Source organism: Acidocella sp. MX-AZ03, from assembly GCF_027626035.1.
Lineage (GTDB): Bacteria > Pseudomonadota > Alphaproteobacteria > Acetobacterales > Acetobacteraceae > Acidocella > Acidocella facilis.
Map to the genome: position 1 here is coordinate 3,640,267 of NZ_CP110774.1, position 21,497 is coordinate 3,661,763.

At 65.9% G+C, this 21,497-nt stretch carries 26 protein-coding genes and 7 pseudogenes; 24 read left to right on the top strand and 9 right to left on the bottom strand.

All coding sequences use genetic code 11. The features are described 5' to 3' along the window. The first annotated feature begins 103 nt into the window (after positions 1-103). The 8 genes and pseudogenes from GT370_RS20055 to GT370_RS20080 all read left to right on the top strand — a co-directional run bounded on the left by GT370_RS20055 (position 104) and on the right by GT370_RS20080 (position 3,975). Positions 104-391, top strand: coding sequence for a UxaA family hydrolase (locus GT370_RS20055; RefSeq protein ID WP_008495517.1), 288 nt, complete (start codon positions 104-106; stop codon positions 389-391). A 20-nt stretch (positions 392-411) separates the two neighbouring features. Further along, positions 412-1,571 (top strand): annotated as a pseudogene (locus GT370_RS20060) (UxaA family hydrolase). 97 nt (positions 1,572-1,668) lie between these two features. Continuing rightward, positions 1,669-2,112, top strand: coding sequence for a MarR family winged helix-turn-helix transcriptional regulator (locus GT370_RS20065; RefSeq protein WP_270184439.1), 444 nt, complete (start codon positions 1,669-1,671; stop codon positions 2,110-2,112). A gap of 4 nt (positions 2,113-2,116) precedes the next feature. Then, positions 2,117-2,395 carry a hypothetical protein gene (locus tag GT370_RS21060; RefSeq protein WP_333489980.1) on the top strand — a complete coding sequence of 93 codons (279 nt, stop codon included), beginning with the start codon at positions 2,117-2,119 and terminating at the stop codon, positions 2,393-2,395. Beyond that, a complete protein-coding gene (locus GT370_RS21065; RefSeq protein ID WP_333489981.1) occupies positions 2,395-2,961 on the top strand; it encodes an MFS transporter in 567 nt (188 codons plus the stop codon). The genes GT370_RS21060 and GT370_RS21065 overlap by 1 nt, the downstream gene beginning before the upstream one ends. After that, positions 2,925-3,392, top strand: coding sequence for an MFS transporter (locus GT370_RS21070; protein WP_333489982.1), 468 nt, complete (start codon positions 2,925-2,927; stop codon positions 3,390-3,392). The genes GT370_RS21065 and GT370_RS21070 overlap by 37 nt, the downstream gene beginning before the upstream one ends. Beyond that, positions 3,392-3,838 (top strand): nucleotidyltransferase family protein, encoded by a 447-nt coding sequence (locus GT370_RS20075; protein ID WP_270183658.1) that lies wholly within the window; start codon positions 3,392-3,394, stop codon positions 3,836-3,838. Before GT370_RS21070 ends, GT370_RS20075 begins: the two co-directional genes overlap by 1 nt. Continuing rightward, positions 3,835-3,975, top strand: coding sequence for a hypothetical protein (locus tag GT370_RS20080; protein WP_270183659.1), 141 nt, complete (start codon positions 3,835-3,837; stop codon positions 3,973-3,975). Before GT370_RS20075 ends, GT370_RS20080 begins: the two co-directional genes overlap by 4 nt. Before the next feature lie 237 nt (positions 3,976-4,212). Here GT370_RS20080 and GT370_RS20085 read toward each other — a convergent pair whose 3' ends face one another. The 3 genes and pseudogenes from GT370_RS20085 to GT370_RS21790 all read right to left on the bottom strand — a co-directional run. Then, the gene (locus tag GT370_RS20085; RefSeq protein ID WP_270183660.1) at positions 4,213-5,001 is read right to left on the bottom strand and encodes a dihydrodipicolinate synthase family protein; all 789 of its coding nucleotides are present in this window, start codon (positions 4,999-5,001) and stop codon (positions 4,213-4,215) included. A 23-nt stretch (positions 5,002-5,024) separates the two neighbouring features. Further along, the gene (locus GT370_RS21785; protein WP_442865553.1) at positions 5,025-5,663 is read right to left on the bottom strand and encodes an iron-containing alcohol dehydrogenase; all 639 of its coding nucleotides are present in this window, start codon (positions 5,661-5,663) and stop codon (positions 5,025-5,027) included. 30 nt (positions 5,664-5,693) lie between these two features. Next, a pseudogene (locus GT370_RS21790) lies at positions 5,694-6,166 on the bottom strand (iron-containing alcohol dehydrogenase); the annotation flags it as partial. A gap of 305 nt (positions 6,167-6,471) precedes the next feature. Between GT370_RS21790 and GT370_RS20095 the strand changes: the two are divergent. The 15 genes and pseudogenes from GT370_RS20095 (at position 6,472) to GT370_RS20165 (ending at position 17,014) form a co-directional block, all read left to right on the top strand. Beyond that, on the top strand, positions 6,472-7,815 hold the full coding sequence (locus GT370_RS20095; protein ID WP_008495525.1) for an MFS transporter: 1,344 nt from the start codon (positions 6,472-6,474) through the stop codon (positions 7,813-7,815). Between the two features lie 63 nt (positions 7,816-7,878). After that, on the top strand, positions 7,879-8,505 hold the full coding sequence (locus GT370_RS20100; protein ID WP_270183661.1) for an NAD(P)-dependent oxidoreductase: 627 nt from the start codon (positions 7,879-7,881) through the stop codon (positions 8,503-8,505). Beyond that, positions 8,394-8,843 (top strand): NAD(P)-dependent oxidoreductase, encoded by a 450-nt coding sequence (locus tag GT370_RS20105; RefSeq protein ID WP_270183662.1) that lies wholly within the window; start codon positions 8,394-8,396, stop codon positions 8,841-8,843. The genes GT370_RS20100 and GT370_RS20105 overlap by 112 nt, the downstream gene beginning before the upstream one ends. Positions 8,844-8,899: 56 nt before the next feature. Next, the gene (locus GT370_RS20110; RefSeq protein WP_168118454.1) at positions 8,900-9,070 is read left to right on the top strand and encodes a hypothetical protein; all 171 of its coding nucleotides are present in this window, start codon (positions 8,900-8,902) and stop codon (positions 9,068-9,070) included. A 102-nt stretch (positions 9,071-9,172) separates the two neighbouring features. Then, positions 9,173-10,128: pseudogene (locus tag GT370_RS20115) on the top strand (SMP-30/gluconolactonase/LRE family protein). Positions 10,129-10,178: 50 nt separating this feature from the next. Then, complete coding sequence (locus GT370_RS20120) at positions 10,179-10,919, top strand: FadR/GntR family transcriptional regulator (protein WP_234731521.1); 741 nt, start codon at positions 10,179-10,181, stop codon at positions 10,917-10,919. A gap of 219 nt (positions 10,920-11,138) precedes the next feature. Then, positions 11,139-12,007, top strand: a pseudogene (locus GT370_RS20125) (2-keto-3-deoxygluconate permease). 40 nt (positions 12,008-12,047) lie between these two features. Then, positions 12,048-12,678: pseudogene (locus GT370_RS20130) on the top strand (four-carbon acid sugar kinase family protein); the annotation flags it as partial. Positions 12,679-12,780: 102 nt separating this feature from the next. After that, the gene (locus GT370_RS20135) at positions 12,781-13,233 is read left to right on the top strand and encodes a nucleotide-binding domain containing protein (RefSeq protein WP_270184440.1); all 453 of its coding nucleotides are present in this window, start codon (positions 12,781-12,783) and stop codon (positions 13,231-13,233) included. Between the two features lie 116 nt (positions 13,234-13,349). After that, positions 13,350-13,598 carry a hypothetical protein gene (locus tag GT370_RS20140; RefSeq protein WP_270183663.1) on the top strand — a complete coding sequence of 83 codons (249 nt, stop codon included), beginning with the start codon at positions 13,350-13,352 and terminating at the stop codon, positions 13,596-13,598. Beyond that, a complete protein-coding gene (gene pdxA / locus GT370_RS20145; RefSeq protein WP_270183664.1) occupies positions 13,574-14,344 on the top strand; it encodes a 4-hydroxythreonine-4-phosphate dehydrogenase PdxA in 771 nt (256 codons plus the stop codon). The genes GT370_RS20140 and pdxA overlap by 25 nt, the downstream gene beginning before the upstream one ends. A 142-nt stretch (positions 14,345-14,486) precedes the next feature. Beyond that, positions 14,487-15,304: pseudogene (locus GT370_RS20150) on the top strand (DeoR/GlpR family DNA-binding transcription regulator). A 22-nt stretch (positions 15,305-15,326) separates the two neighbouring features. Continuing rightward, positions 15,327-15,890 (top strand): hypothetical protein, encoded by a 564-nt coding sequence (locus tag GT370_RS20155; protein ID WP_039885580.1) that lies wholly within the window; start codon positions 15,327-15,329, stop codon positions 15,888-15,890. Between the two features lie 99 nt (positions 15,891-15,989). Beyond that, complete coding sequence (locus GT370_RS20160; RefSeq protein ID WP_008495534.1) at positions 15,990-16,421, top strand: organic hydroperoxide resistance protein; 432 nt, start codon at positions 15,990-15,992, stop codon at positions 16,419-16,421. Between the two features lie 62 nt (positions 16,422-16,483). Beyond that, positions 16,484-17,014, top strand: coding sequence for a peroxiredoxin (locus tag GT370_RS20165; RefSeq protein WP_270183665.1), 531 nt, complete (start codon positions 16,484-16,486; stop codon positions 17,012-17,014). Between the two features lie 228 nt (positions 17,015-17,242). On the opposite strand, the gene GT370_RS20170 is transcribed toward GT370_RS20165, so the two are convergent. From GT370_RS20170 to fliD, 4 genes are read right to left on the bottom strand one after another with little or no spacing between them, the layout of a single operon-like run. After that, entirely contained in the window at positions 17,243-17,695 is a 453-nt protein-coding gene (locus GT370_RS20170) for a hypothetical protein (RefSeq protein ID WP_008495536.1), read from the bottom strand. Continuing rightward, positions 17,695-17,994, bottom strand: a complete 300-nt coding sequence (gene flgM, locus GT370_RS20175) for a flagellar biosynthesis anti-sigma factor FlgM (protein WP_008495537.1) — start codon at positions 17,992-17,994, stop codon at positions 17,695-17,697. Before flgM ends, GT370_RS20170 begins: the two co-directional genes overlap by 1 nt. After that, on the bottom strand, positions 17,991-18,365 hold the full coding sequence (locus GT370_RS20180; protein ID WP_008495539.1) for a flagellar protein FliS: 375 nt from the start codon (positions 18,363-18,365) through the stop codon (positions 17,991-17,993). The genes flgM and GT370_RS20180 overlap by 4 nt, the downstream gene beginning before the upstream one ends. A gap of 16 nt (positions 18,366-18,381) precedes the next feature. After that, the gene (fliD, locus tag GT370_RS20185) at positions 18,382-19,332 is read right to left on the bottom strand and encodes a flagellar filament capping protein FliD (protein WP_270183666.1); all 951 of its coding nucleotides are present in this window, start codon (positions 19,330-19,332) and stop codon (positions 18,382-18,384) included. Between fliD and GT370_RS20190 the strand changes: the two genes are divergently transcribed. Further along, a complete protein-coding gene (locus tag GT370_RS20190) occupies positions 19,316-19,444 on the top strand; it encodes a hypothetical protein (RefSeq protein WP_270183667.1) in 129 nt (42 codons plus the stop codon). The genes fliD and GT370_RS20190 overlap by 17 nt on opposite strands. A gap of 65 nt (positions 19,445-19,509) precedes the next feature. Here the strand turns inward: GT370_RS20190 and GT370_RS21075 are convergent. Further along, positions 19,510-19,632 (bottom strand): annotated as a pseudogene (locus tag GT370_RS21075) (hypothetical protein); the annotation flags it as partial. Positions 19,633-19,834: 202 nt separating this feature from the next. After that, the gene (locus GT370_RS20200; protein ID WP_008495541.1) at positions 19,835-21,331 is read right to left on the bottom strand and encodes a flagellin N-terminal helical domain-containing protein; all 1,497 of its coding nucleotides are present in this window, start codon (positions 21,329-21,331) and stop codon (positions 19,835-19,837) included. Between the last annotated feature and the right edge of the window lie 166 nt (positions 21,332-21,497).

The following is a 21,497-nucleotide window of genomic DNA, read 5'->3' on the forward strand; positions in this document are numbered from 1 at the left end:
CGGCGGCGCAGGGCCGGTGCGCGCTGGCGGCGTCACGCCAAAGGCTTGACAGGCTGAGTCTTGTATAAGATAGAAGAATTACCAAAAAAGAGGAAACAGGCTGATGAGCATACCGCAGTTACTGGTTCACAATCCGGAGGATAATGTCGGCGTTGTGGTAGTGGAGGATCTGAAGGCCGGCACGGATATGCTGTGCGTGGTGACGCTGGATAATTCCTCCTTTCGTCTGACCGCGATCGACGATGTGCCGATCGGGCACAAGGTGGCGCTGAAGGATCTCAGCGCCGGCGATACCGCGATCAAATATGGCGAGGATATCGGCAAGATGATCGGCCCGGCCAAAAAGGGCGGGCATGTGCATACGCAGAATCTGAAGACCAAGCGCTGGTAAGGAATATTGTGATGAGCGAAATGAAACTGACCGGCTGGCGCCGTGAGAATGGCCGCGTGGGCGTGCGCAACCATGTCGTGATCCTGCCGCTGGATGATCTCTCCAACGCCGTCTGCGAAGCGGTGGCGAACAATATCAAAGGCACGCTGGCGATCCCGCATGCCTATGGGCGTTTGCAGTTTGGCGAGGATCTGGCGGTGCATTTTCGCACGCTGATCGGCACCGGGAGCAACCCGAATGTCGCCGCGGTGATCGTCGTCGGCATCGAGCCGTCCTGGACCAAGGTGGTGGTCGACGGCATCGCCAAGACCGGCAAGCCGGTGGAAGGCTACTGGATCGAGCAGCATGGCGATATCAACACCATCGCCGCCGTCTCCCGCAAGGCCAAGGAGTTCGTGCAATGGGCCTCGGAATTGCAGCGCGAGCCGGTGGAGGTGAAGGATCTCTGGGTCTCCACCAAATGCGGTGAGAGCGACACCACCACCGGCCTGGCTTCCTGCCCGACCGTCGGCAATATGTATGACAAGCTGATCCCGCAAGGGATTTACGGCGTGTTCGGCGAAACCTCCGAGATCACCGGGGCGGAGCATCTGGCGCGCAAGCGGGCCATCTCCCCGGAGATCGAGGAAAAATGGTACAAGATGTGGAAAGCCTACCAGGAGGAGGTGATCGAGGCGCACAAGACCGACGACCTCTCTGACAGCCAGCCGACCAAGGGCAATATTCTCGGTGGCCTCACCACCATCGAGGAAAAGGCGCTCGGCAATCTGGAAAAGATCGGCCATGAGTGCAAGTTCATCGACGCGCTGCAGCCGGCGGAAGCACCGGCGAAAGGCCCGGGCTGTATTATATGGATACCTCCTCGGCGGCGGCGGAATGCATCACGCTGATGGCGGCGGGTGGTTACGTGATCCATACCTTCCCGACCGGGCAGGGCAATGTCATCGGCAATCCCATCGTGCCTGTCATCAAGATTACCGGCAACCCGCGCACGGTGCGCACCATGTCCGAGCATGTGGATCTCGACGTGTCGGGGATTCTGCGCCGGGAGATGACCATCGACCAGGCGGGCGATGCGCTGATCGGGATGATCGGGCGGGTGGCGAATGGGCGGCTGACGGCGGCCGAGGCGCTGGGCCATCGTGAGTTCGTGATGACCAAGCTCTACCGCTCCGCGTAAGGTCGCGCATGCGGTGCAGGCGGCGGGGGCCTCCAGCTCCCGCCGCCTTTTTCATGTCCGGTGAAAAAATTGACGCGGCGGGCGAATATGGTAATTGATGCATATGCATCATACCGACGAGCTGATCCTCGACCCGATCTGCGCCTGCACCGCTTTGCGCAAGGCCTCGCGCGCCGTCACCCGGCTTTATGACGAGGCGCTGGCGGGGAGCTTCATGTCCATCGTGCAGTTTTCCGTGCTGCGCCACATCGCCCGCGAGGGGCAGCCGGAGCTGATGCGGCTGGCGGAAAAGCTGGTGATGGACCGCACCACGCTGTACCGCGCGCTGAAACCGCTGGAGCAGCGCGGCTGGGTGGCGCTGAGCGATGCGGCCGGCCGGGCCAAGCATGTGGCGCTGACGCCGGCGGGGGAGGCGGCGTTGCGGGCCGCGACGGACGCCTGGCGCGGCGCGCAGGCGCGGCTGCTGGGCGGCTATGGCGCGGCGGAGTGGGCGCGGATGCAGGCCGGGCTGGCCCGGCTGGTGGCGCTGAGCGGGGGCTGAGCGCATGAGCCGGCTGTTGCATCGCTCCGGGCTGCTTTCGCCGAAGGCGCATATTTTCGCGGTGGTGGCCGTGACCTTCCTCTCGCTGCTGGTCTCGGCCGGGGTGCGGGCGACGCCGGGCGTGTTGCTGCTGCCCTTGCAGCTGCAATTTGGCTGGGACCGGGCGACGATCTCACTCGGCGCCGCCATCGGGATTTTCCTGTACGGGCTGGTCGGGCCGTTCGCGGCGGCGCTGATGCAGAGTGTCGGCATCAGGCGCACCATGCTGGGCGGGCTGGGCTGATGGCGGCGGCGACGTTCGCCAGCCTGTGGATGCGCACCCCGCTGGAATATATCCTCAGCTGGGGCGTGTTTTCAGGGATCGGCACCGGGGCGGTGGCCTCGGTGCTGGGGGCGGCGGTGGTGAACCGGTGGTTCGCGACGCGCCAGGGGCTGGTGATGGGGCTGCTGAGTGCCAGCACCGCCACCGGGGCGCTGGTGTTCCTGCCCTTCCTGGCCTGGCTTTCGGCGCAATATACTTGGCGGCCGGTGGTGCTGACGGTGAGCCTGGCCTGCCTGGTGCTGGTGCCGATCGTGGCTTTGGTGCTGCCGGAGCATCCGGGCGATATCGGAACCCAGCGTTTTGGCGAAATTGACGGCAGCGCGCCGGCGAAACCCGCACGCCGGCGCACGGTGGGGTTGGCCTTCAGCGTGCTGGCGATGGCGGCGAAGCGGCCGATTTTCTGGCTGCTGTTCGGCACCTTCTTCGTCTGCGGGCTGACCACCAACGGGCTGATCGGCACCCATATGATCGCGTTTTGCGGCGACCATGGGTGGCGCCGGTGGCGGCGGCGGGCTTGCTGTCGATGATGGGGGTGTTCGATCTGATCGGCACCACCGCCTCGGGCTGGCTGACCGACCGGCATGACAGCCGGGCGCTGTTGATCGTCTATTACGGGCTGCGCGGGCTCTCGCTGATGGCGCTGCCGTTTCTGTCCTTCGATACGGTCAATCTCACCATTTTCGCGGTGTTTTACGGGCTGGACTGGATCGCCACGGTGCCGCCGACGGCGAAGCTCTGCAACCAGGCCTTTGGCGAGCAGGATGCGCCGATCGTGTTCGGCTGGGTGCTGGCCGGGCATCAGCTGGGGGCAGCGACGGCGGCGTTCGGCGCCGGGCTGATCCGCCAGCAGACCGGCAGCTACACGCCGGCCTTCGTCGCCGCCGGGGCGATGGGGGTGGTGGCGGCTCTGGTGTTGCTGGCCTCGCTGCGGGCGGGCCGGCGGATGGCGCTGGCCTGATGCGCTTTGCCGTGCTGGTGCTGGCGGCCGGGGCGTCGCGGCGGATGGGGGCGCAGAACAAGCTGCTGCTGGCGCTGGCTTCAGGACAGAGCATTTTGCGCACGGTGCTGGAGCGCGCGGTGGCGGCGCAGATTGGGCCGGTGCTGCTGGTGACCGGGCATGAGGCGGCGCGGGTGGCGGGTGAGGCCGAGGGGCTGGCGGTGCAGTGCGTGCATGCGGCTGAGCATGAGGAGGGCATGGCGGCGAGTCTGCGGGCCGGGATTGCGGCGGTGCCGGAGGATTGTGCCGGGGCGGTTGTTTGTCTGGGCGACATGCCGTTTGTGTCGAGCGCGGTGCTGCGGGAGCTGGCGGGGCGTTCGCGCCGCCGTTCGATATTGTGCAGCCGGTGTTTGAAGGGCGGCCAGGCAATCCGGTGCTGTGGGGCAGGGCGCATTTTGGCGCGATGATGGGGCTGCAAGGGGATCAAGGGGCGAAACGCCTGCTGGCGCAGCCTAAAAGATTGCAGCGGATTACGGTAACTGCGCCCGGTGTGCTGCAGGATGTCGATACGCCTGAGGCCTACGCGGCAATCCTCGGACAATAAGTCGCAAAAGTTTTTGGGATGCAGCCCTTTTTTCAAAAAGGGCTTCAAAAAGTTCTGGGCCTTGGCACTGCCTGTGCCAAAGCCCGAGCGTTGGTGCAGCTTTTTTGAAAAATAGCTGCACCAAAAAACTTTTTTAGCTCGCCAGCAGCGCGGCGCGTTCTTCCTCGGTCAGCTTCACCAGAGGCGGGCGCATATTCAGCCAGCCCTGGTCGCCATGGCGCTCGGCGACGAGCGCTTTCAGCGAGGCCATCTGCGCGTAGGTGGAGGCGCGGTTGCGCCCGGCGACGACGCGGGCCTGCGCCGCCTCGACCTCGTCCTTGCGGCTCGCATCGTTGAAATGTTTGTAGATGAAGGCCAGATCCGCGCCGAGCAGGTTGGTGGTGGCGGTGATCGCCCCCGCACCGCCCTGCTGCAACAGGGGAGCATCAGCGGGTCGGCGCCGGCGAGCACGGAGAAATCCGGGAAGCGCTCGACCATGGCCAGCATGTTCTTGATGTCGCCGGCGGAATCCTTGATGCCGACGAAGGTGCCGGGATAGCGCGTCATCAGCCGCTCGATCACGTCATGCGGGATGGGCACGGCGGAGAATTGCGGGATGTGATAGAGCACGATGCCAAGGCGGGAATCGCCAACGCGCTCTGCGACCTCGGCATAAGAGGCGAACAGCCCCTCATCGGTGACGTTCTTGTAGTAGAAAGGCGGCAGCATCACGACATTGGTGACGCCGACGGAGAGGGCGTGGCGGGTGAGCGCCACCGTCTCGGTGAGGGCGGTGACACCGGTGCCCGGCAGCAGCTTTTCCGGCGCGATGCCGGCCTTCAGTGCGGCTTCCAGCAGGCCCTGGCGCTCGGCGGTGGAGAAGGAGTTGGCTTCGCCGGTGGTGCCGAGCAGCGCGATGCCGGTCAGCCCGTCATTCAGCAGCGCCTGGCAATGCTTGGTGAAGGCCGCATGGTTGGGGCTCAGATCGTCATGGACGGGGGTCAGCGCCGCGCAGAATACGCCGCGCGGTTTGGTTGGGGTGGCCATTGTGGGTATCATCTCCCTTGAGGTCAGAAGGCGGTGCGATAGAGGCTGAGGATATCGGCGACACTCATATCGCGGGGGTTGTTGTCCAGCAGGCGGCGGATGGCGTGGGCTTCCTGCGCCATCGCCGCCAGATCATCCTCCGGCACGCGGTTGGCGGAGAGGCGCATATCCATGCCGAGCTTCGCGCACCATTCCCTGGTGCTCTGGCGGATCGTCTCCGGGTCGGTGCTGGCGGGCAGGCCGAGGGCCTCCAGCACGGCGTTGGTCTTGTCCGGGCAGGCGGGGGCGTTGAAGGCCAGCGTATGCGGGAAGATCAGCGCGCAGGCCAGGCCATGCGGCAGATTATGGCGGCTGCCCAGCGGGTAGGCGACGGCATGGCCCGCGGTGGTGTTCACCGGGCCAAGGCAGAAACCGCCATAGAGCGAGGCCAGAGCCAGGCCGGCGCGGGCTTCTTTATCCGACCCATCCGCCACGGCGCGGGGCAGATAGCGGCCGACCAGCTGCGCGCCGGTCAGCGCGTAGGTGTCGATCAGCGGGTGCGCCTTGCGGCTGGTATAGGCTTCCACGCAATGGGCCAGCGCATCGACGCCGGTGGCGGCGGTGATGGCGGCGGGCACGCTCATCGTCAACTCGGGGTCGATGATGGCGAGGTCGGCCAGCATGTTGGCACTCTGCACCGCCAGCTTGTTGCGGGTGGCCGGGTCCGTCACCAGCGCGCGGATGCCGGCCTCGCTGCCGGTGCCCGACGTGGTGCTGATCTGCGCGAGCTTCACCTTGCGGGCGGGGCTTTGTCCGGGCCGACGACATCATGGATGCTCTCGCCGCTGCCGGGCAGCACCGCGACCAGCTTGGCCAGATCCATGGCGCTGCCGCCGCCGAAGCCGATGACGAAATCCGGCTTGAACTCTTCCGCCAGCTTCAGCGCGGCGTTGAGGTTGTGCACGTCCGGCTCGGGCTTCACCTCGCCAAACACCGCGACCTCGCCTTCCAGGCCGAGCAGATTGATGCGGGTAGCATTGAAGGCATCCGCCACCACCAAAGTGCGGGTGAGGCCGTGCCGGGCCGCGAAGCGCGCCAGCCGCGCCAGGGCGCCGGCGCCGAAGGCGATTTCGGCGGGCTGCAGCAGCTCGATCGGTGCGTGCAGCGCGACAGGTTGAAGCTTCATCTCAAACAATCCCTTTGCGGTGGCGAGCGCGCCCCAGGCTCTGCCTGGTGGGCCGGGCCGTCAATCCCGTAAGGGCAAAGCTGGACGTCACTTGTTGTAAATTTGTTCATTCCCTAGCGGCGGGTTCAGGCAGCGTCAAGTCTGGGTGGTGGGGCGGAGAGGGTCGGCTTGCTTTGGATTTAGCTTGTCCGCATCGCGATTCAGGCTTGACGATTCTTTCGGCGGCCATTATGGGGCAAGTTACAAATTTACAACAAGTCTTGCGCTGCGCGGCAATGCGGCGCTTCAACAAGGGAACCTGTCCTATGGATCTAGACCCCGCCCGCTCTGAGGCCGGCGCCGCCTCTTTGAATGTCGGCCAGCGCGCGCCCGCGCGCAATCCGGATCAGCGCGCCTCGCGCATCCGCTGGGGTGTGGCCACCTTCATGTGGTTCGCCATCGCGATCAATTATATCGACCGCACCGTGCTGGCCGCCGCCGCCCCCACGCTGATCAAGACGCTGTCGATCCCGGTCGACATGATGGGCATCGTGCTGTCCGCCTTCTTCTGGTCCTACGCGCTGATGCAGATGCCGGCCGGCTGGTTCAGCGACAAGTTCGGGCAGAAAAAGGGGCTGGGCTTCGCCGTGCTGCTCTGGTCGGTCGCCACCTCCGCCACCAGCATGGTGAGCGGCTTTGCCTCGCTGTTCGCGATGCGTCTGGGCCTGGGCATCGGCGAGGCCGGGGCCTATCCGAGCAATGCCGGCATCACCGCGAAATGGTTCCCGCTGCGCGAGCGCGCCACCATCGCCGGGCTGTTCGACAGCGCCTCCAAATTCGGCGGCGCGGTGGCGATGCCGCTGATTGTCTGGCTGATCGCCGCCTATGGCTGGCGCATGACCTTCCTGATCATCGGCGCCATGGGCGTGGTCTGGAGCATCGCCTGGTTCGGCTTCTTCCGCGAGACGCCGGAGCAGCATCCCGGCGTGAACGCGGCTGAGCTGGCTTATATCCGCGAGGGCCAGGCCCAGCATGCCACTGAAGGCAAGGCGCCGCTGCCCTGGTACGCGCTGCTGCGCCACCGCAATGTCTGGGCGATGTGCCTGGGCTTTTTCACCATCAACTATATCTCCTACTTCTTCATCACCTGGCTGCCGACCTATCTGGTGAAACAGGAGCATATGACGATGCTGAAGATGGGCTTCGTCGCCATGCTGCCGCTGCTGGTGGGCATGCTCATCGAGGTCGCGGCCGGCTGGGCCTCGGACCGGGCGCTGGAATCCGGCCGTTACAGCCTCACCGCCGTGCGCAAATTCTTCCTGATCTTCGGGCTGGTTCTGGCCATGTCCATCGGCCTGGCGCCGCTGACGCATAATGTCGTCGCCATCGTCGCCTTGCTCTGCCTGGCCAAGGCCGGCACCACCATCTCCGCCTCGCAGGTCTGGGCGCTGCCGGCTGACGTGGCGCCGCGCAGCATGACCAGCACGCTGGCGGGGTTGCAGAACATGGTGTCGAATTTCGGCGGTGTCGTCGGGCCGATCGTCACCGGCTTCATCGTCGCCAGCACCGGCTCCTTCAACGCGGCTCTGTTCGCCTCCGCGCTGATCGGTCTGGTGGGGATCCTGATCTATGCCTTCCTGCTGGGCAAGGTGAAGCCGATCGCGGTCTGAGACCGGCGGGCTGAAACGGGGGGCGTCGCGTGCGGCCCCCTATTTTGTTTGAGGAGAGATGCCTTGGGTTTGACTGTCGTGACATTGGGCGGTGCGCTGGCGCCGGAGGGTGAGGCGCTGCTGGCGCAGGCCGGGATCAAGAGCGTCTCCACCCAGCCTTATCCCGGCAAGGACGAGGTGATCGCCCTGCTCGCGCAAACCCAGGCCGATGCGGTGGTGGTGCGGCTGGTGGACAGGCTGGATGCCGAGATCATGCGGGCTTCGCCCAAGCTCAAGATCATCGCCAAACATGGTGCCGGCACCAATGATATCGATGTCGCCGCCGCCGGCGCGCTGAACATCCCGGTGATCGCCGCGGTCGGCGCCAATGCCCATTCCGTCGCCGAGCATACGATCGCGCTGATGCTGGGGCTGGCCAAGGATATGCGCAACCAGGATGCTTTCGTGCGCCAGGGCGGCTGGGACAAAACATTCTACAAGGGCCGCGAGCTGCGCGGCAGCGTGCTGGGGCTGATCGGGGCGGGGATGATCGGCCGGCTGGTGGCCGGCATGGCGCGCGCGCTGGGGCTTTCGGTGCTGTGCTACGACCCTACGCCCCGACCGGATCGCTGGGCGAGGGCATCGAGCGGACCGACAGCCTGGAGAGCCTGCTGCGCCAGAGCGATATTGTCAGCCTGCATTGCCCGCTGACCGAGGCCACGCGCGGGCTGATCAATGCGCAGACGCTGGCGCTGATGAAGCCCAGCGCCTTCCTGATCAACACCGCCCGCGGCGAGGTGGTGGACGAGCCGGCCTTGCTGGCGGCGCTGACCGGAGGGCGCATCGCCGGGGCCGGGCTGGACAGCTTCGCCCAGGAGCCGCCCGCCGCCGACAACCCGCTCTGGGGGCTGGAGAATGTCATCGTCTCCTCGCATTGCGGCGGGGTGACGCCGGAGGCGCGGCGTGAGGTCTCGCTGATGAGCGTGCGCAATGTGATGGCCTTCCTGAATGGCGAGGTGCTGGCGCAGCGCCTGTTCGTGAAGGGCTGAAGGGGTTTGAACATGCGGGCGCGGGCAAGCGGCGCCGGCATCGCATCGGTGCCGGGTTGATCGCGCGCTTCAAGGCGAGCTGGGGCTTGCCGGTGGCGATGACCGTGTTCATCATTGCCGGCGCGGTGCTCTCGGCGATCATTTCTGGCTTCCCGACGCAGAAATGGCTGGTGGAGGGCGAGGTAGAAGCCGGGCGCGCCGCCGCCTATAGAGCAATATGCATTTAGGTTGACGCGGCAGCGTCACCCTAAATGCATGAAATTGCTCGCCAAAACATGAGTAGAGCGAGTGGGTGTAAACCCATCTCGCTCTTGCCTGGAGAGCTGAGTTTGACGCAGACCGATCCCCGCTGGCCCGGCCAGACCCGTTATCCCGATCCCGCTTTCGAGATCCTGGATCAATCCTTCGTCCGCTACCGGCTGGATGCGGCGGCGGTGGAGCGGCTTTATACCGGGACGCGCTGGGGGAAGGGCCGGTCTGGGTGCCGGCCGGGCGTTATCTGCTCTGGTCGGATATTCCGAATAACCGGGTGCTGCGCTGGCACGAGACGAACGGGAGCGTGGACGAATTCCGCCGCCCGTCCGACTTCACCAACGGCGCCACCCGCGACCGCGAGGGAAGGGTGCTGTGGTGCGAGCATCTGCACCGGCGGGTGATGCGGTTGGAGCATGATGGCAGCACCACCGTGCTGGCGGACAGCTTCAACGGCAAGCGCCTGAACGCGCCCAACGATATCGTGGTGAAATCCGACGGCTCGATCTGGTTTTCCGATCCGACCTTTGGCATTCGCGGCTTCTATGAGGGCGAGAAAGCCGCGCCGGAGCTGCCGACCTATCTCTACCGGATCGACGGCCAGACCGGTGAACTGAGCGTTGCCGCCGACGATATCGAGGGCCCGAACGGCCTGGCCTTCTCGCCGGATGAGAAACTGCTTTACGTCGCGGAAACCGGTATCGCGCCCAGGCGGATGCGGGTTTATGAGCTGGCCGCCGATGGCAGGACGCTGACCAAAGGCCGTATCTTCATCGCCTGCCAGCAGGGCGAGCGGCCGGACGGATTCCGGGTGGATGTGGACGGCAATCTCTGGTGCGGCTGGGGCATGGGCGAGGGGCTGGACGGGGTGCGGATTTATAACCCGGCGGGCGAGGCGATCGGCCATATCCATCTGCCGGAGCGCGCGGCCAATCTCTGCTTTGGCGGCCGGCATCGCAACCGGCTGTTCATCGCGGCCAGCACCAGCCTCTATGCCGTCTACGTCAACACCCAGGGCGCGCTGGGGGGCTGAGGCGTGGCGGATGGTTTGCCGATAGCGCTAACATTTGTTAGGACCGCAGCGTGTTGGAAAAACCCGAAGCCGCGATGAAGCCGCAAGAGAGCCAGACCTCGGGTCTGGCTGACCAAGTCTATCACAGCATTCTCTCGGGCATTCAGAACGGCGCCTACGCGCCTCATAGCCGCCTGCCGAGTGAGCATCAGCTCGCCAGCCAATTCGATGTCTCGCGGCCGGTGGTGCGCACCGCTTTGGCGCGGCTCAAGCAGGAAAAATTCATCGTCTCCCGCCAGGGCGCCGGCAGCTTTGTCCGCCCGCCCGCCGTGCAGCCGCCGCTGGGCTTCGCGCCGGTGGAGAATATCGCCGATATTCAGCGCTGCTATGAATACCGGCTGACGCTGGAGCCGGAAGCCGCCAGCTTCGCCGCGCTGCGCTATAACCAGAGCGCCATGGCGAAGATCGAGGCGGCGCTGGAGACGATGGCGCAGGCCACCCGCCAGGGGCAGCATCGCGACGATGTGGATTTCGCCTTCCATCTCGCCATCGCCGAGGCCTCCAACAATCATTACTACCACCAGTCGCTGCAGGCGCTGCAGCCGCATATCGCGGTGGGGATGCATATTCACGGCATCTCGCTGATGGGGCCGAAACAAGGGCTGGATTACGTGCTGGAGGAGCATCGGCGCATCGCCGAGGCGATCAGATCTCGCCAGCCGGAGGCGGCGCGCACACTGATGGCCGCGCATCTGCGCGCCTCGCGCGACCGGCTGTTCGATGGGCGGATGCTCGACCTCTCATTGCGTTGATAAGGCCTGATTTTCGATGACGACGCCCGCCGGCGAGCGGGGCGATTTCGGCTGGCTATATGCTTAATTGCGTATTTTGAGCAAATTTTTGGTTGATGCGCGCATGTCGTGCTGTTATCCCGCCCTTCATTCGCTCAAATCAGTCAGTAAAATTAAAATTGGAGAACGCCCATGCAATTGCCCCTGAAAAAAATGATCGAGGCCGTGCCTGGCGGCATGATGATCGTGCCGTTGGCCATTGGCTGCTTGTTCAACAGCTTCGCGCCAGGCACGCCGCATTTCTTCGGCTCCTTCACCGGGGCGCTGTTCTCCGGCGCGCTGCCGATTCTGGCGGTGTTCTATGTCTGCATGGGCAGCTCGATCAGCGTCCGCACGCTGCCGATGGTCGCCGGCAAGGGGGGGTGCTGCTGGTGGCGAAAATCCTGCTCGGCATCGTCTGCGGCGTGGTGCTTGGGCATTTCCTGGGTGAAGGGCCGATCACGTCCGGCTGGTTCGCCGGTCTGTCCACCCTGGCCGTGGTCGCCGCCATCAATGACACCAATGGCGGGCTCTATATGGCGCTGATGGGCCAGTACGGCACCGCCGACGAGGCCGCCGCCTATTCCGTGATGTCGCTGGAATCCGGCCCGTTCCTGACGATGGTGACGCTGGGTGCCGCCGGGCTCTCCGCCTTCCCCTGGCAGACGCTGGTGGGTGCCATCCTGCCGCTGGCGGCGGGCATCATCATCGGCAATCTCGACCGTGAGATGCGCGATTTCCTTGGCCGCGCCACTCCGGTGATGATCCCCTTCTTCGCCTTTGCGCTCGGTGCCTCGCTCGACCTGCACAAGGTCTGGGCGGCGGGGCTGCTGGGGCTCTGCCTCGGGCTGTTCGTGCTGGTGGTCTCCGGCATCGTCATGCTGCTGGCGGATAAGGCGACCGGAGGCAAAGGCACGGCCGGGTTGGCCGCGGCCTCCACCGCCGGCAATGCCGCCGCGGTGCCGACCCTGGTGGCCAGCGCCAACCATGCCTATGCGGCGGCGGCGGCGCCGGCCACGGTGCTGGTGGCGGCGGCGGTGATCGTCACCTCCATCCTCACCCGCCGATGACCGCCTGGTGGGCGCGGCGCGTGGCGGCGAAGGCGGGGGCATGAGCCTGCCCCGCCGCAAATTGCTGATCGTCGCGGACGATCTTTCCGGCGCGGCGGATTGCGCCATTCCCTGCGTCGCCGCCGGGTTGAAGACGCTGGTGACGCTGGGCGAGACCGCCGCCGCCGCGCCAGCGGCGGAGGTGCTGTCGCTCGATGCGGATACGCGCCGCCTGGCCCGCATGAGGCCGCGGCGCGGACCAGCGCGCTGCTGGCCGATCTCGGCGCGGCCGGCCAGCTCTGGTTCAAGAAATTCGACTCGACCCTGCGCGGCAATATCGGCGCCGAGCTGGCCGCCGCCTTGGCGGCGCAGCGCGGCTTCGCGCCGGAGGCCTTCGCCCTCATCGCCCCGCCTTCCCGGCCACCGGCCGGCAGACGCGCGGCGGGCAGCAATATCTGCACGGTGTGAAGGTGGAAGAGACCGAGGTCTGGAAGCGCGAAGGCATTACCGGGCGCGCCCATATGCCGAGCCTGCTGGAAGAGGCCGGGCTGAGGACCGATGTGGTCGGGCTGGAGAGCGTGCGCGCCGGCCCCCAGGCGCTCCGCGCCGCCCTGGCCCGCGCCGCCGAGAGCCATGATGCCGTGGTTTGCGATGCGGAGAGCGATGAGGATCTGCGCGCCATCGCGCAGGCCGCCGCTGGCTTGGGCCGGCCGGCCTTGTGGGCCGGTGCCGCCGGGCTGGCCCGGCAGCTGCCGCTGGCCCTGGGCTTGAGCGGCGCGGTGGAGGAGGCCGCAATGGCGCCGGTCGAAGGGCCGATTTTGTTCGTCGTCGGCAGCATGTCCGGCGTCTCCCACCAGCAGGTGGCGCGGCTGATCGAGGATGAGAGCGTGCTCAACCTGCCGATCGCCCCGCAAATTCTGCGCGAGGGCGAGGGCAGCGAAGGCTGGCGGGCGGCGCAGGCGGCGCTGGCGGCGGCCTTGGATGCCGGCCAGGATGTCGCGGTGCAGCTCGGGCTCGAAGAGCAGGTGAATGTCGGCGAGGGGCTGCTGCTTTGCCACGCTCTGGCGCGGCTGGTCGCCCCCTTCGCGGCACGCATTGGCGGGCTGTTTTCCACCGGCGGCGAGACCGCGCGGGCCGTGCTGGTGGCGTTTGGCGCCGCCGGGCTGCGGCTGGTCGGCGAGATCGAACCCGGGGTGCCGCTCTCGGTCACCGAGGGGGCGCCAGCGGGCCGCACGGCCTGGCGGTGATCACCAAGGCCGGCGCCTTCGGGCAGCCGGAGACCATGGTCCGTTGCCGCGCCGTGCTGCGCCGGCCCGCGCTGCTGCACGCTTCTTATCGTAACGCCTGAAAAGGATGCCTCTTTATGTCTAAGCCCGTGATCGCCATCACCATGGGGGACGCCGCCGGCGTCGGCCCGGAAATCATCATGAAGAGCTTCACCCATCCGGACCTGTTGGCGAAGTGCCGGCCGCTGGTCATCGGCGATGCGGCGCGGCTGGAGGTGGCCGGCAGGATCGTCGGCGCCGCGCTGAAGGTGAACAGGCTGGCCCGGGTGAGGAGGACAAGGCCCTCTTTGCCCCGGGCAGCGTGGATTGCATCGATCTCGGGCTGATCCCGGCCGACATGCCCTGGGGCAAGCTCTCCCCGGTGGCGGGCGATGCCGCCTATCAGTTCATCAAGACCGCGACCGGGCTGGCGATGGCGGGCAAGGTGCAGGCGATCTGTACCGCGCCGCTGAACAAGGAAGCCTTGCATGCGGGTGGGCATAAATATCCCGGCCATACCGAGATGCTGGCGGCGCTGACCAACACGCCGGAAGTTTCGATGATGCTGACCGCGCCGAAGCTGCGCGTGATTCATGTCACCACCCATATCGGCATCATCGATGCGATCAAGAAGATCGAGCCGGGGCTGGTGGAGCGGGTGATTACCCGTGGCTACGAGGTGCTGGAGAAAGCCAAGCTGCCGCGCAAGAAGATCGGTGTCTGCGGCATCAACCCGCATGCGGGTGAGAACGGGCTGTTCGGTTATGGCGAGGAGGAGCAGAAAATCGTCCCCGCGGTGAAGGCCTGCCGCGCCAAGGGCTGGGACGTGGAGGGCCCGCTGCCGGCGGACACTTTGTTCTTCCGCGCCGGGCGCGGGGATTTCGACATGGTGGTGGCAATGTATCACGACCAGGGCCATGGCCCGGTGAAGGTGCTGGGGCTGGAAGCCGGGGTGAATATCACGGTCGGCCTGCCGGTGATCCGCACCTCGGTCGATCACGGCACAGCCTTCGACATTGCCGGCAAGGGCATCGTCGATGAGCGCTCGATGCTGGAAGCGATCCGCGCCGCCATCGACCTGGCGGCACGCTAAAGAGCAAAAGTTTTTTGGTGCCGCTTTTTTTCAAAAAAGCGGCGAAAACGTCTGGGGCGGTGGCAACGACGTTGCCAACCCCCGGCCTTCGTGGGGGCTTTTTGAAAAAAGCCCCCACACCCCAAAACTTTTGCCACTTTAGGTGCGGGGGTTTGGCGCTTGCCGGGGCTTCGACCCCAGGCTACGCCAGGGGGATGAGGGAGGGACGCTTTTGAGACTCGCCGGCCAGCGCCGCCAGACCATTCTCGCCCGGCTGCGCGCCGGTGCCCTTGATGTCGAGGCGCTGAGCGCTGAGCTGGGGGTTTCCGCCTCCACCATCCGGCGCGATCTCGCCCGCCTCGCGGCCGGCGGCCAGGTGCTGCGCACCTATGGCGGCGCCGCCGTGCCCGAACAATCTTTGCAGGTCCGCGCCGGGGTGAATATGGAGCAGAAACGCGCCATCGCCCGGCTTGCCGCCAGCTTCGTGCAACAAGGCGAAACCCTGCTGCTGGATGCCGGCACCACCACCGGCGCCCTGGCCGCCGAACTGGCCGGGATGCAAGGGCTGCATGTCATCACCAATGGCCTCACCGCCCTCAACGCTTTGGCTGGCAAGCCGGGCGTGGAGCTGAGCGTGCTCGGCGGGCAGCTGCGCCAGATCAGCCTCGGCACCGTCGGCCCGCCGCCGAGCACGCGCTGCGCCGCCTCACCGCCCGGCGCACCTTTCTGGGGGCGGATGGCGTCGTCGCCGGGCGCGGAATCTGCGAGGCAACGGACGCCCAATCCGCGCTGAAGGAGCTGATGGTGGCGCAGGGCCAGGAGGTTTACGTGCTGGCCGATGCCGATAAGCTCGGCCGCGCCATCTCGCCGAGCTGGACGCCGCTGCCGGCAAGCTGGACGCTGATCACCGATGCCCGCGCCAGCGCCGCGCAGCTGGCGCCGTTTCGCGCCTTGCCGGGTGTCACCGTTCTCATCGCCTGATCCCATCCCGCCGCGCCTGCGTATGAAGCGGATGACCCTCTCCGCCCGCCTGCGCGCCTATCTCGACCATCCGGATCCATTGGCCGCGACGGTCAATCTGGTCGCCTTCGTGGTCGGGGCGAATGGGCCGTTTTATCCGCTTTACGCGATGGCGCTGATCGGCCGGCCTGGCGCCTGGCTGTTCATCACCATGGCCGCCAGCCCGGTCTTTCTCGCCATCCCGGCTTTGGCCCGGCGTAACGGCCTGGCCGGGCGCATCGCGCTGCCGCTTTTTGGCACGCTCAACACGCTCTGGTGCGCAAAGCTGATCGGCCCGGCCTCGGGCGTGGAATTGCTGCTGCTGCCCTGCATCGTCATCGCTGGTCTTTCCTTGCGGCCCAGTGAGACACTCTGGCGCTGGGGGCTGATCGGGCTGCCGATGGCGGCACATCTGGCGCTCTCACCTGTCTACGGCACGGGGCTGCTCGGCTTCAGCCCGGCGCAGGAGGCCGCCTTGTTCCGGCTCGATCTCGGCAGCACGGCGACGCTGCTGGCCTTTCTCGGGCTGGTCTATGGCAGGCTGCTCCCCGTCGCGCCGGAAACATAAATCGCGCACGACTCAATTCGCTTGACGGGGTGGATCATGGGCTGTAGATGAATCGTACACGATTAAATCGTGAATAACTTAAATTGAAAGGATCAGACCATGAGCGTTGACGCGAAATACAAAACCACAGCCACCGCAACCGGCGGCGGGCGCGATGGCAAGACCAGCCTGGCCGATGGCACCATGGCGCTGCAGCTGAGCGTGCCCAAGGAGCTGGGTGGCCCGGGCGGCGACGGCGCCAACCCGGAAAAACTCTTCGCGCTGGGCTATTCCGCCTGCTTCCTGGGCGCGATGCGCGTCGCCGCCGGCCAGACCAACATCAAAATCCCCGAGGGCACCGAAGTCACCGCCACCATCGGCATCGGCCCGCGTTCGGACGGCGGCTTTGGCATCACCGCCGCGCTGGATGTGAAGCTGCCCGGCCTCGCCGCGGATGAGGCGCGCAAACTGGTGGACGTGACGCACGGGATCTGCCCTTATTCCAACGCCATCAAGGCCAGCGTGGACGTGCAAACCACCACCCACGGCTGAGGATACCGGACGGGGCGCCCCGCCACACGGCAAAGCGCGCCCCGCCGCACAAAACAGGAGGCGTGGATGAACCCGACCCGTGTGCCCGAGACCCGTTTCCACACCCGCGTGCGCAACGCGGCCCTGGGCGGCCCAACCCGTATGAGTGGAAAGAGATCGGCAGCCAGGATGTGTTCGCCGGCAAGCGCGTGGTGCTGTTCGCGCTGCCGGGCGCCTTCACCCCCTCTTGTTCGGACAGCCATTTGCCGGGCTATGAGCAGGGCTATGACGAATTCCGCGCCTTGGGTGTGGATGAGGTGGTTTGCCTCTCGGTCAACGACGCCTTCGTGATGTTCAACTGGGCGAAGAGCCGCAACATCGAAAAACTGCGCATGCTGCCCGACGGCAACGCGGATTTCACCCGGCTGATGGGCATGCTGGTGGACCGCCGGCGCCACGGCATGGGGCTGCGCAGCTGGCGCTATTCCATGCTGGTGGAGGATGGCGCGATCACCGCTTTGTTCGCCGAGCCGGGATTTCGCGACGATCCGGACGGGGTGGGGGTCAGCGTCTCCGATGCCGGAACGATGTTGGCGCATCTGCGGCGCCTTTGAGTTTTCCACCGCCGCCTTATGGTGTGGAATCAAGGGCTTGGTTGGGGGTTTTGAGACCAGAGCGATTTGCTTGGCCGATGTTTTTGTGTTTTAAATCAAAGGGTTGCTGGATTGCTGTCGCGAGCGGGCCGATTATTGCGCCGCCGTGGCGGGCGCGGGGCTTATCCCGGTTGTTGCACTGCAATCCACATAGATATCCACAAGCTTATCAAGCCTCTTGTGGATAAATCAGGCCTCGGCGATCAGCCGGCCGCTTTCATGCATGCCCAGGCTCTGCAGCGCCCGCAGCGACAGGTTGAGGCCGCGATGCAGCTGGCTCGCGCGGCGCGAGGCGCTGCCGGATTTGCGGGAGAATTGCGCCAGGGCGGCGCGCAGCTCCTCGGCCAGGCGGGCGGCGGGCAGGGCCTCGTTCTCGCGCAGCCGGGCGGCGGCGTCGTCGAAGGAGCGGGCCTGCATCTGCGTCATCGCCGCGGTGATGGCGGAGAAGACCGGCTGCGCCTCCTGCATGCGCTGCTCGATCTCGCCGGCTTCGCTCTGGATCTCGTGCGGCTGGCCGCTCAGCATCAGCCGGTCCAGCCGGTTCAGCCGCTCGTTCAAATCCCGCACCACCCCCAGCGCATCCGCGAGCGTGCCGGCGATGGCCTCCAGCCGTCCGGCATCCGGGAAGGGCGGGGTTTCCATCAGCGTGTGCCCTTCAGCACGGTGGCGATGGCCTTCGCCAGATCCTCCGGCTCGACACTGTAGGTGCCGGCGGCCAGCGCGTTTTTGATCTGCGCCACCGCCGCCTCGTCCACCCCGTCGCTGGCCTGGGCCGCGCTCACCAGATGCCCGGCACCGGCGGCGGCGGCGCTGAGGGTGACGGCGTCCGTCTCAGCGCCCTGGGGGCTGGCGCTCGCGCCGCCGGCAGCGCCGGTGCTGTTCGCCTGTTGCGCGTAGGCGGGACCGGACGGGCCGGGCAGGGAGCCGATCGAGTTGGTCATGCCGCATCCTGTGTCGGCAGATTGCTGCGCATGTCACGGTCCAGCTGCGCCAGCGCGCGGTCATAATCCTCCAAGGCGGCGGCATTGTTTTGCGCATTGGCACGCAGCAGGCAGAACATCAGCGCGGTATAGATGGTCTGCAGCGCCGCGCCCAGCTGCGCCTCCTCGCCGGACTGGGCGATGCCGGACATGGTGCCAAGCAGGGTTTGCGCGCGCATGATCATGTCGATCTTGGTCGGGCCATCGCCGGCCTCGATCGCCTGGCGGGCGCGCTTGCCATAGAGGCGCAGCGCGCGCCAGCCGGGGGCGAGCCAATCCATCGCGGCGGGACCATCGAACATGCTGGTGCGGTAGGTGGTGGAGCTGCTCATGGACATGTCCTATCGATTAACCGGAGCTCGAGCTGTTGCTGCTCAGGAACACGGAAAGGTAGGCCTGCGAAATCGAGGCGCTGGTCTGCGAGCTTTCCGCAGTGGCATATTGGTTCAGCAAATTATTGATCAGTGCGGTATCGATCTTGGTCATCTGGGTAATCTGGGTGGTGATCGAATTATCGGTGGTGGTCAAGCCGGCGGTGGCCGCGCCGATGGTGCCGGTGGAGGCTGAGCCGGAGCCGATCGCCGCCTTGGTCACGGTGGAAAGGCTGGTGTAAATCTGCGAAACCAGCGTCTGCACCGCTTTCGGATTCTTCGCGTAGGCGCTGGCGAAGCTGGTGGAATCGAAGCTGATGGCACCCGAGGTGCCGACCTTCAGGCCGATCGAGGCGGCGCTGATGCCGCTGGCCTGGGCCTCGCTGACCGAACTCATCAACTGGCTGGAAAGATCGGTCGCGGTGAAATTGCCAAGCAGCGGGCCGCTCTTTGTCGAGGCCGAGGCGCTGGCGGCGCTGGCCTTCGCCGCCGAGGCGGAGGAGACATATTTGATCTGGCCGGCGATGGTCGAGATCGCCTTGTTGAGATCGGTGGAGACCTGCGAGAGTGCGGTGGACAGGCTGGAGGGCGAGGAGGCGACGCTGATGCTGGTGCTGCCGGAGGCGGCGAGCTTCACCGTCAACCCGTTGACCGCGTTGCTGAGTGTATTGCTGGCGCTGGTGATCGGCACGCCATTCAGCGACAGGCTGGCATCCTTCGCACTCTGCGTCAGCGTTTCGCTGCCGGGGGACGCGGCGCTGTAGGAGAAGCGCGAGAGCGCGCCGGTGCCGGTAACGGAGAAGGCCCCGGCGCTGCCGGTGGCGCTGCTCTGCAGCACCAGCCGGGTGCCGGAGGCGGCGGTGACGATGTTGGCTTTCACCCCGCCCGCCTGTTTGTTGATGGCGGCGGCGATGCCGGTCAGCGTCATGCTGGCGGAGCTGACCGCGACGGTCTCGGTGGCACCGCCTTTCATCGTGAAGGTCATCGAGCCCGCGCCGCCGGAGAGCGTGGCGCCGGCCGAGCCCTGCAGCGCGGAATAGATGGATTGCCCAGTGGCGAGCTTGATGTTGGAGAGCGTGTAGGTGCCGGTGGCGGCACTGTTGGTGGCGCTGGCGGTGGCGATGGTGGTCTGCGCGCTGGTGGCGGTGCGGTTATTGATGCTGGCGACATCCTTGATGCCGGAGAGGGCGCTCGACAGAGTGGAAACCGAACTCTGGATCGACCCCAGGCGGAAATTTCCGCCTTGTCGGTGGTGATTTCGTTTTTCAGCGCGGTGACCGGCAGCTCCAGCGTCTTTTCATAGCTCGCCACCTGCGTCTGGATGGTTGCTGAACTGAGCGAGGAGATTGACGAGGTCATGGGCCGGGACCGCTTCTCGGATGTGAGGGAGGGAAGGCGGCTGGCCGGGGTTACCGGCCAGCCCGTTTGGATTACGGCAGCAGGCTCACATAAGCCTGTTGCAGCTGGGTGGAGGATTTCAGCGCGGCCACGCCGGACTGCGCCTGGATCTGCGCTTCCGTCAGCTTGGTGCTGACGCTCGGGATGTTGGCATCCTGCACCACGCCCAGCGCCGAGTTCAGATTGGTGCTGGTGGTGTTCATGTTGTTGATGTTGGCGGTGAGGCTCTGCTGCACCGCGCCGAGCTGGCCACCCTGGTTGTTCAGACCGGCCAGCGCGTATTTGATGACGTTCATCGCGTCATTAGCGCCGGAGGTGGTGCTGACATTGATATTGGCCAGCGAGTCCAGCTTGGAGGTCGTGGTCTGGCCGATATTGGCGGTGCCGGAGGTGGAGAAGGCACCGGAAGATTGCAGCTGCACCTGGCCTTGGGCGAGGGCAGAGGCGGTACCGGTCGAACCGCCGATGACGGCCGCCGTGGCCCCCGTGGTGGTCAGCCCCTTGGAGGTGGCGCTGGTGGCGGCAGCGGTGATGGCGATGTTGTCGCCATTCGCCTGGGTCAGCGTCACCGCGCTGCCGGCGGAGTTCAGCGTCGCGGAGATGCCGTTGGTGGTGGTGCCGCCATTGATCTGCGAGACCAGCTCGGAGAGGCTGGAGGCATTCACCGTCACCGCCTTGCCGACGGCGGAGGCGGAGGAGGTGCCTGCACCCGTGGCAGCGCCGATTTTGAAGGAGTAGTTGCCAGAACCGCCACCGGCAGCAGCCTTCAGGGTGATGGTGTTGGTGGCCTGGGCCTGTACGCCGGTGGTGGACGAGGTGTCGTTCACGGCGGTGGCGAGGCTGGCAGCGGATTCCGTTGCGGTGATACCGGACAGCGTCGAGGTCGCGCCATTGGAACCGGTGATCGACAGGCTGCCGGCGGTGAAGGCGCCGGTGCCGCCGGTGGTGACTTCACCGCTGGAGGCGTTGGCGCCGGACTTGTAGGTGCCGGACGCCGCCTTGGTTGCCCACATGCCAATCGCGCTCGCCATCGTGCTGCCGATGGACAGGCTCATCGTCTGGCCTTCATTGGCGCCGACCTGCAGCTGCACGCCCTGGAAGGTGCCGTTGAGCAGATTGACATCGTTGAACTGGGTCTGCCCGGCGATGGTGGAAACCTGGCTGACCAGCTGGCTGGTTTCGGACTGCAGGGACTGCGATTCCGCCGAGGTCTGGGTGCCGTTGGCGGCCTGCACGGCGATCGTGTTCAGCTGCTGCACGATGCCGACCTGCTGGGTCAGCGCGCCGTCGGCGGTCTGCAGCAGGGACACACCCTGGTTGGCGTTGGAGACAGCCTGGGTGAGGCCGTTGATCTGCGAGGTGAAGCCCTGCGCGGTGATGTAGCCCGCGGGATTGTCGGCCGGAGAATTGATCGACAGACCGGTGGAGAGCTGGTTTTCGAGATTATTGGTGGTGCTGGTGGTGTTGGTCAGCGAATTCAGCGCGGTGAGCGCGCCGGTATTCGTCACAATGGAACCTACGGCCGACATAAATACCTCCATGGTTGCGGTTGCCGTACGCTATTATCGCCACGAGGTTGCGAAGATTTCCTGGAACCTACCAAAAAAATGTAGGCTGGCGTGATTTTTTTTGAATCAATGCCTGCAAACCCGGCAAACGCGCCGCGCCGGTGTGAACAGCCTACATGATGTAGGC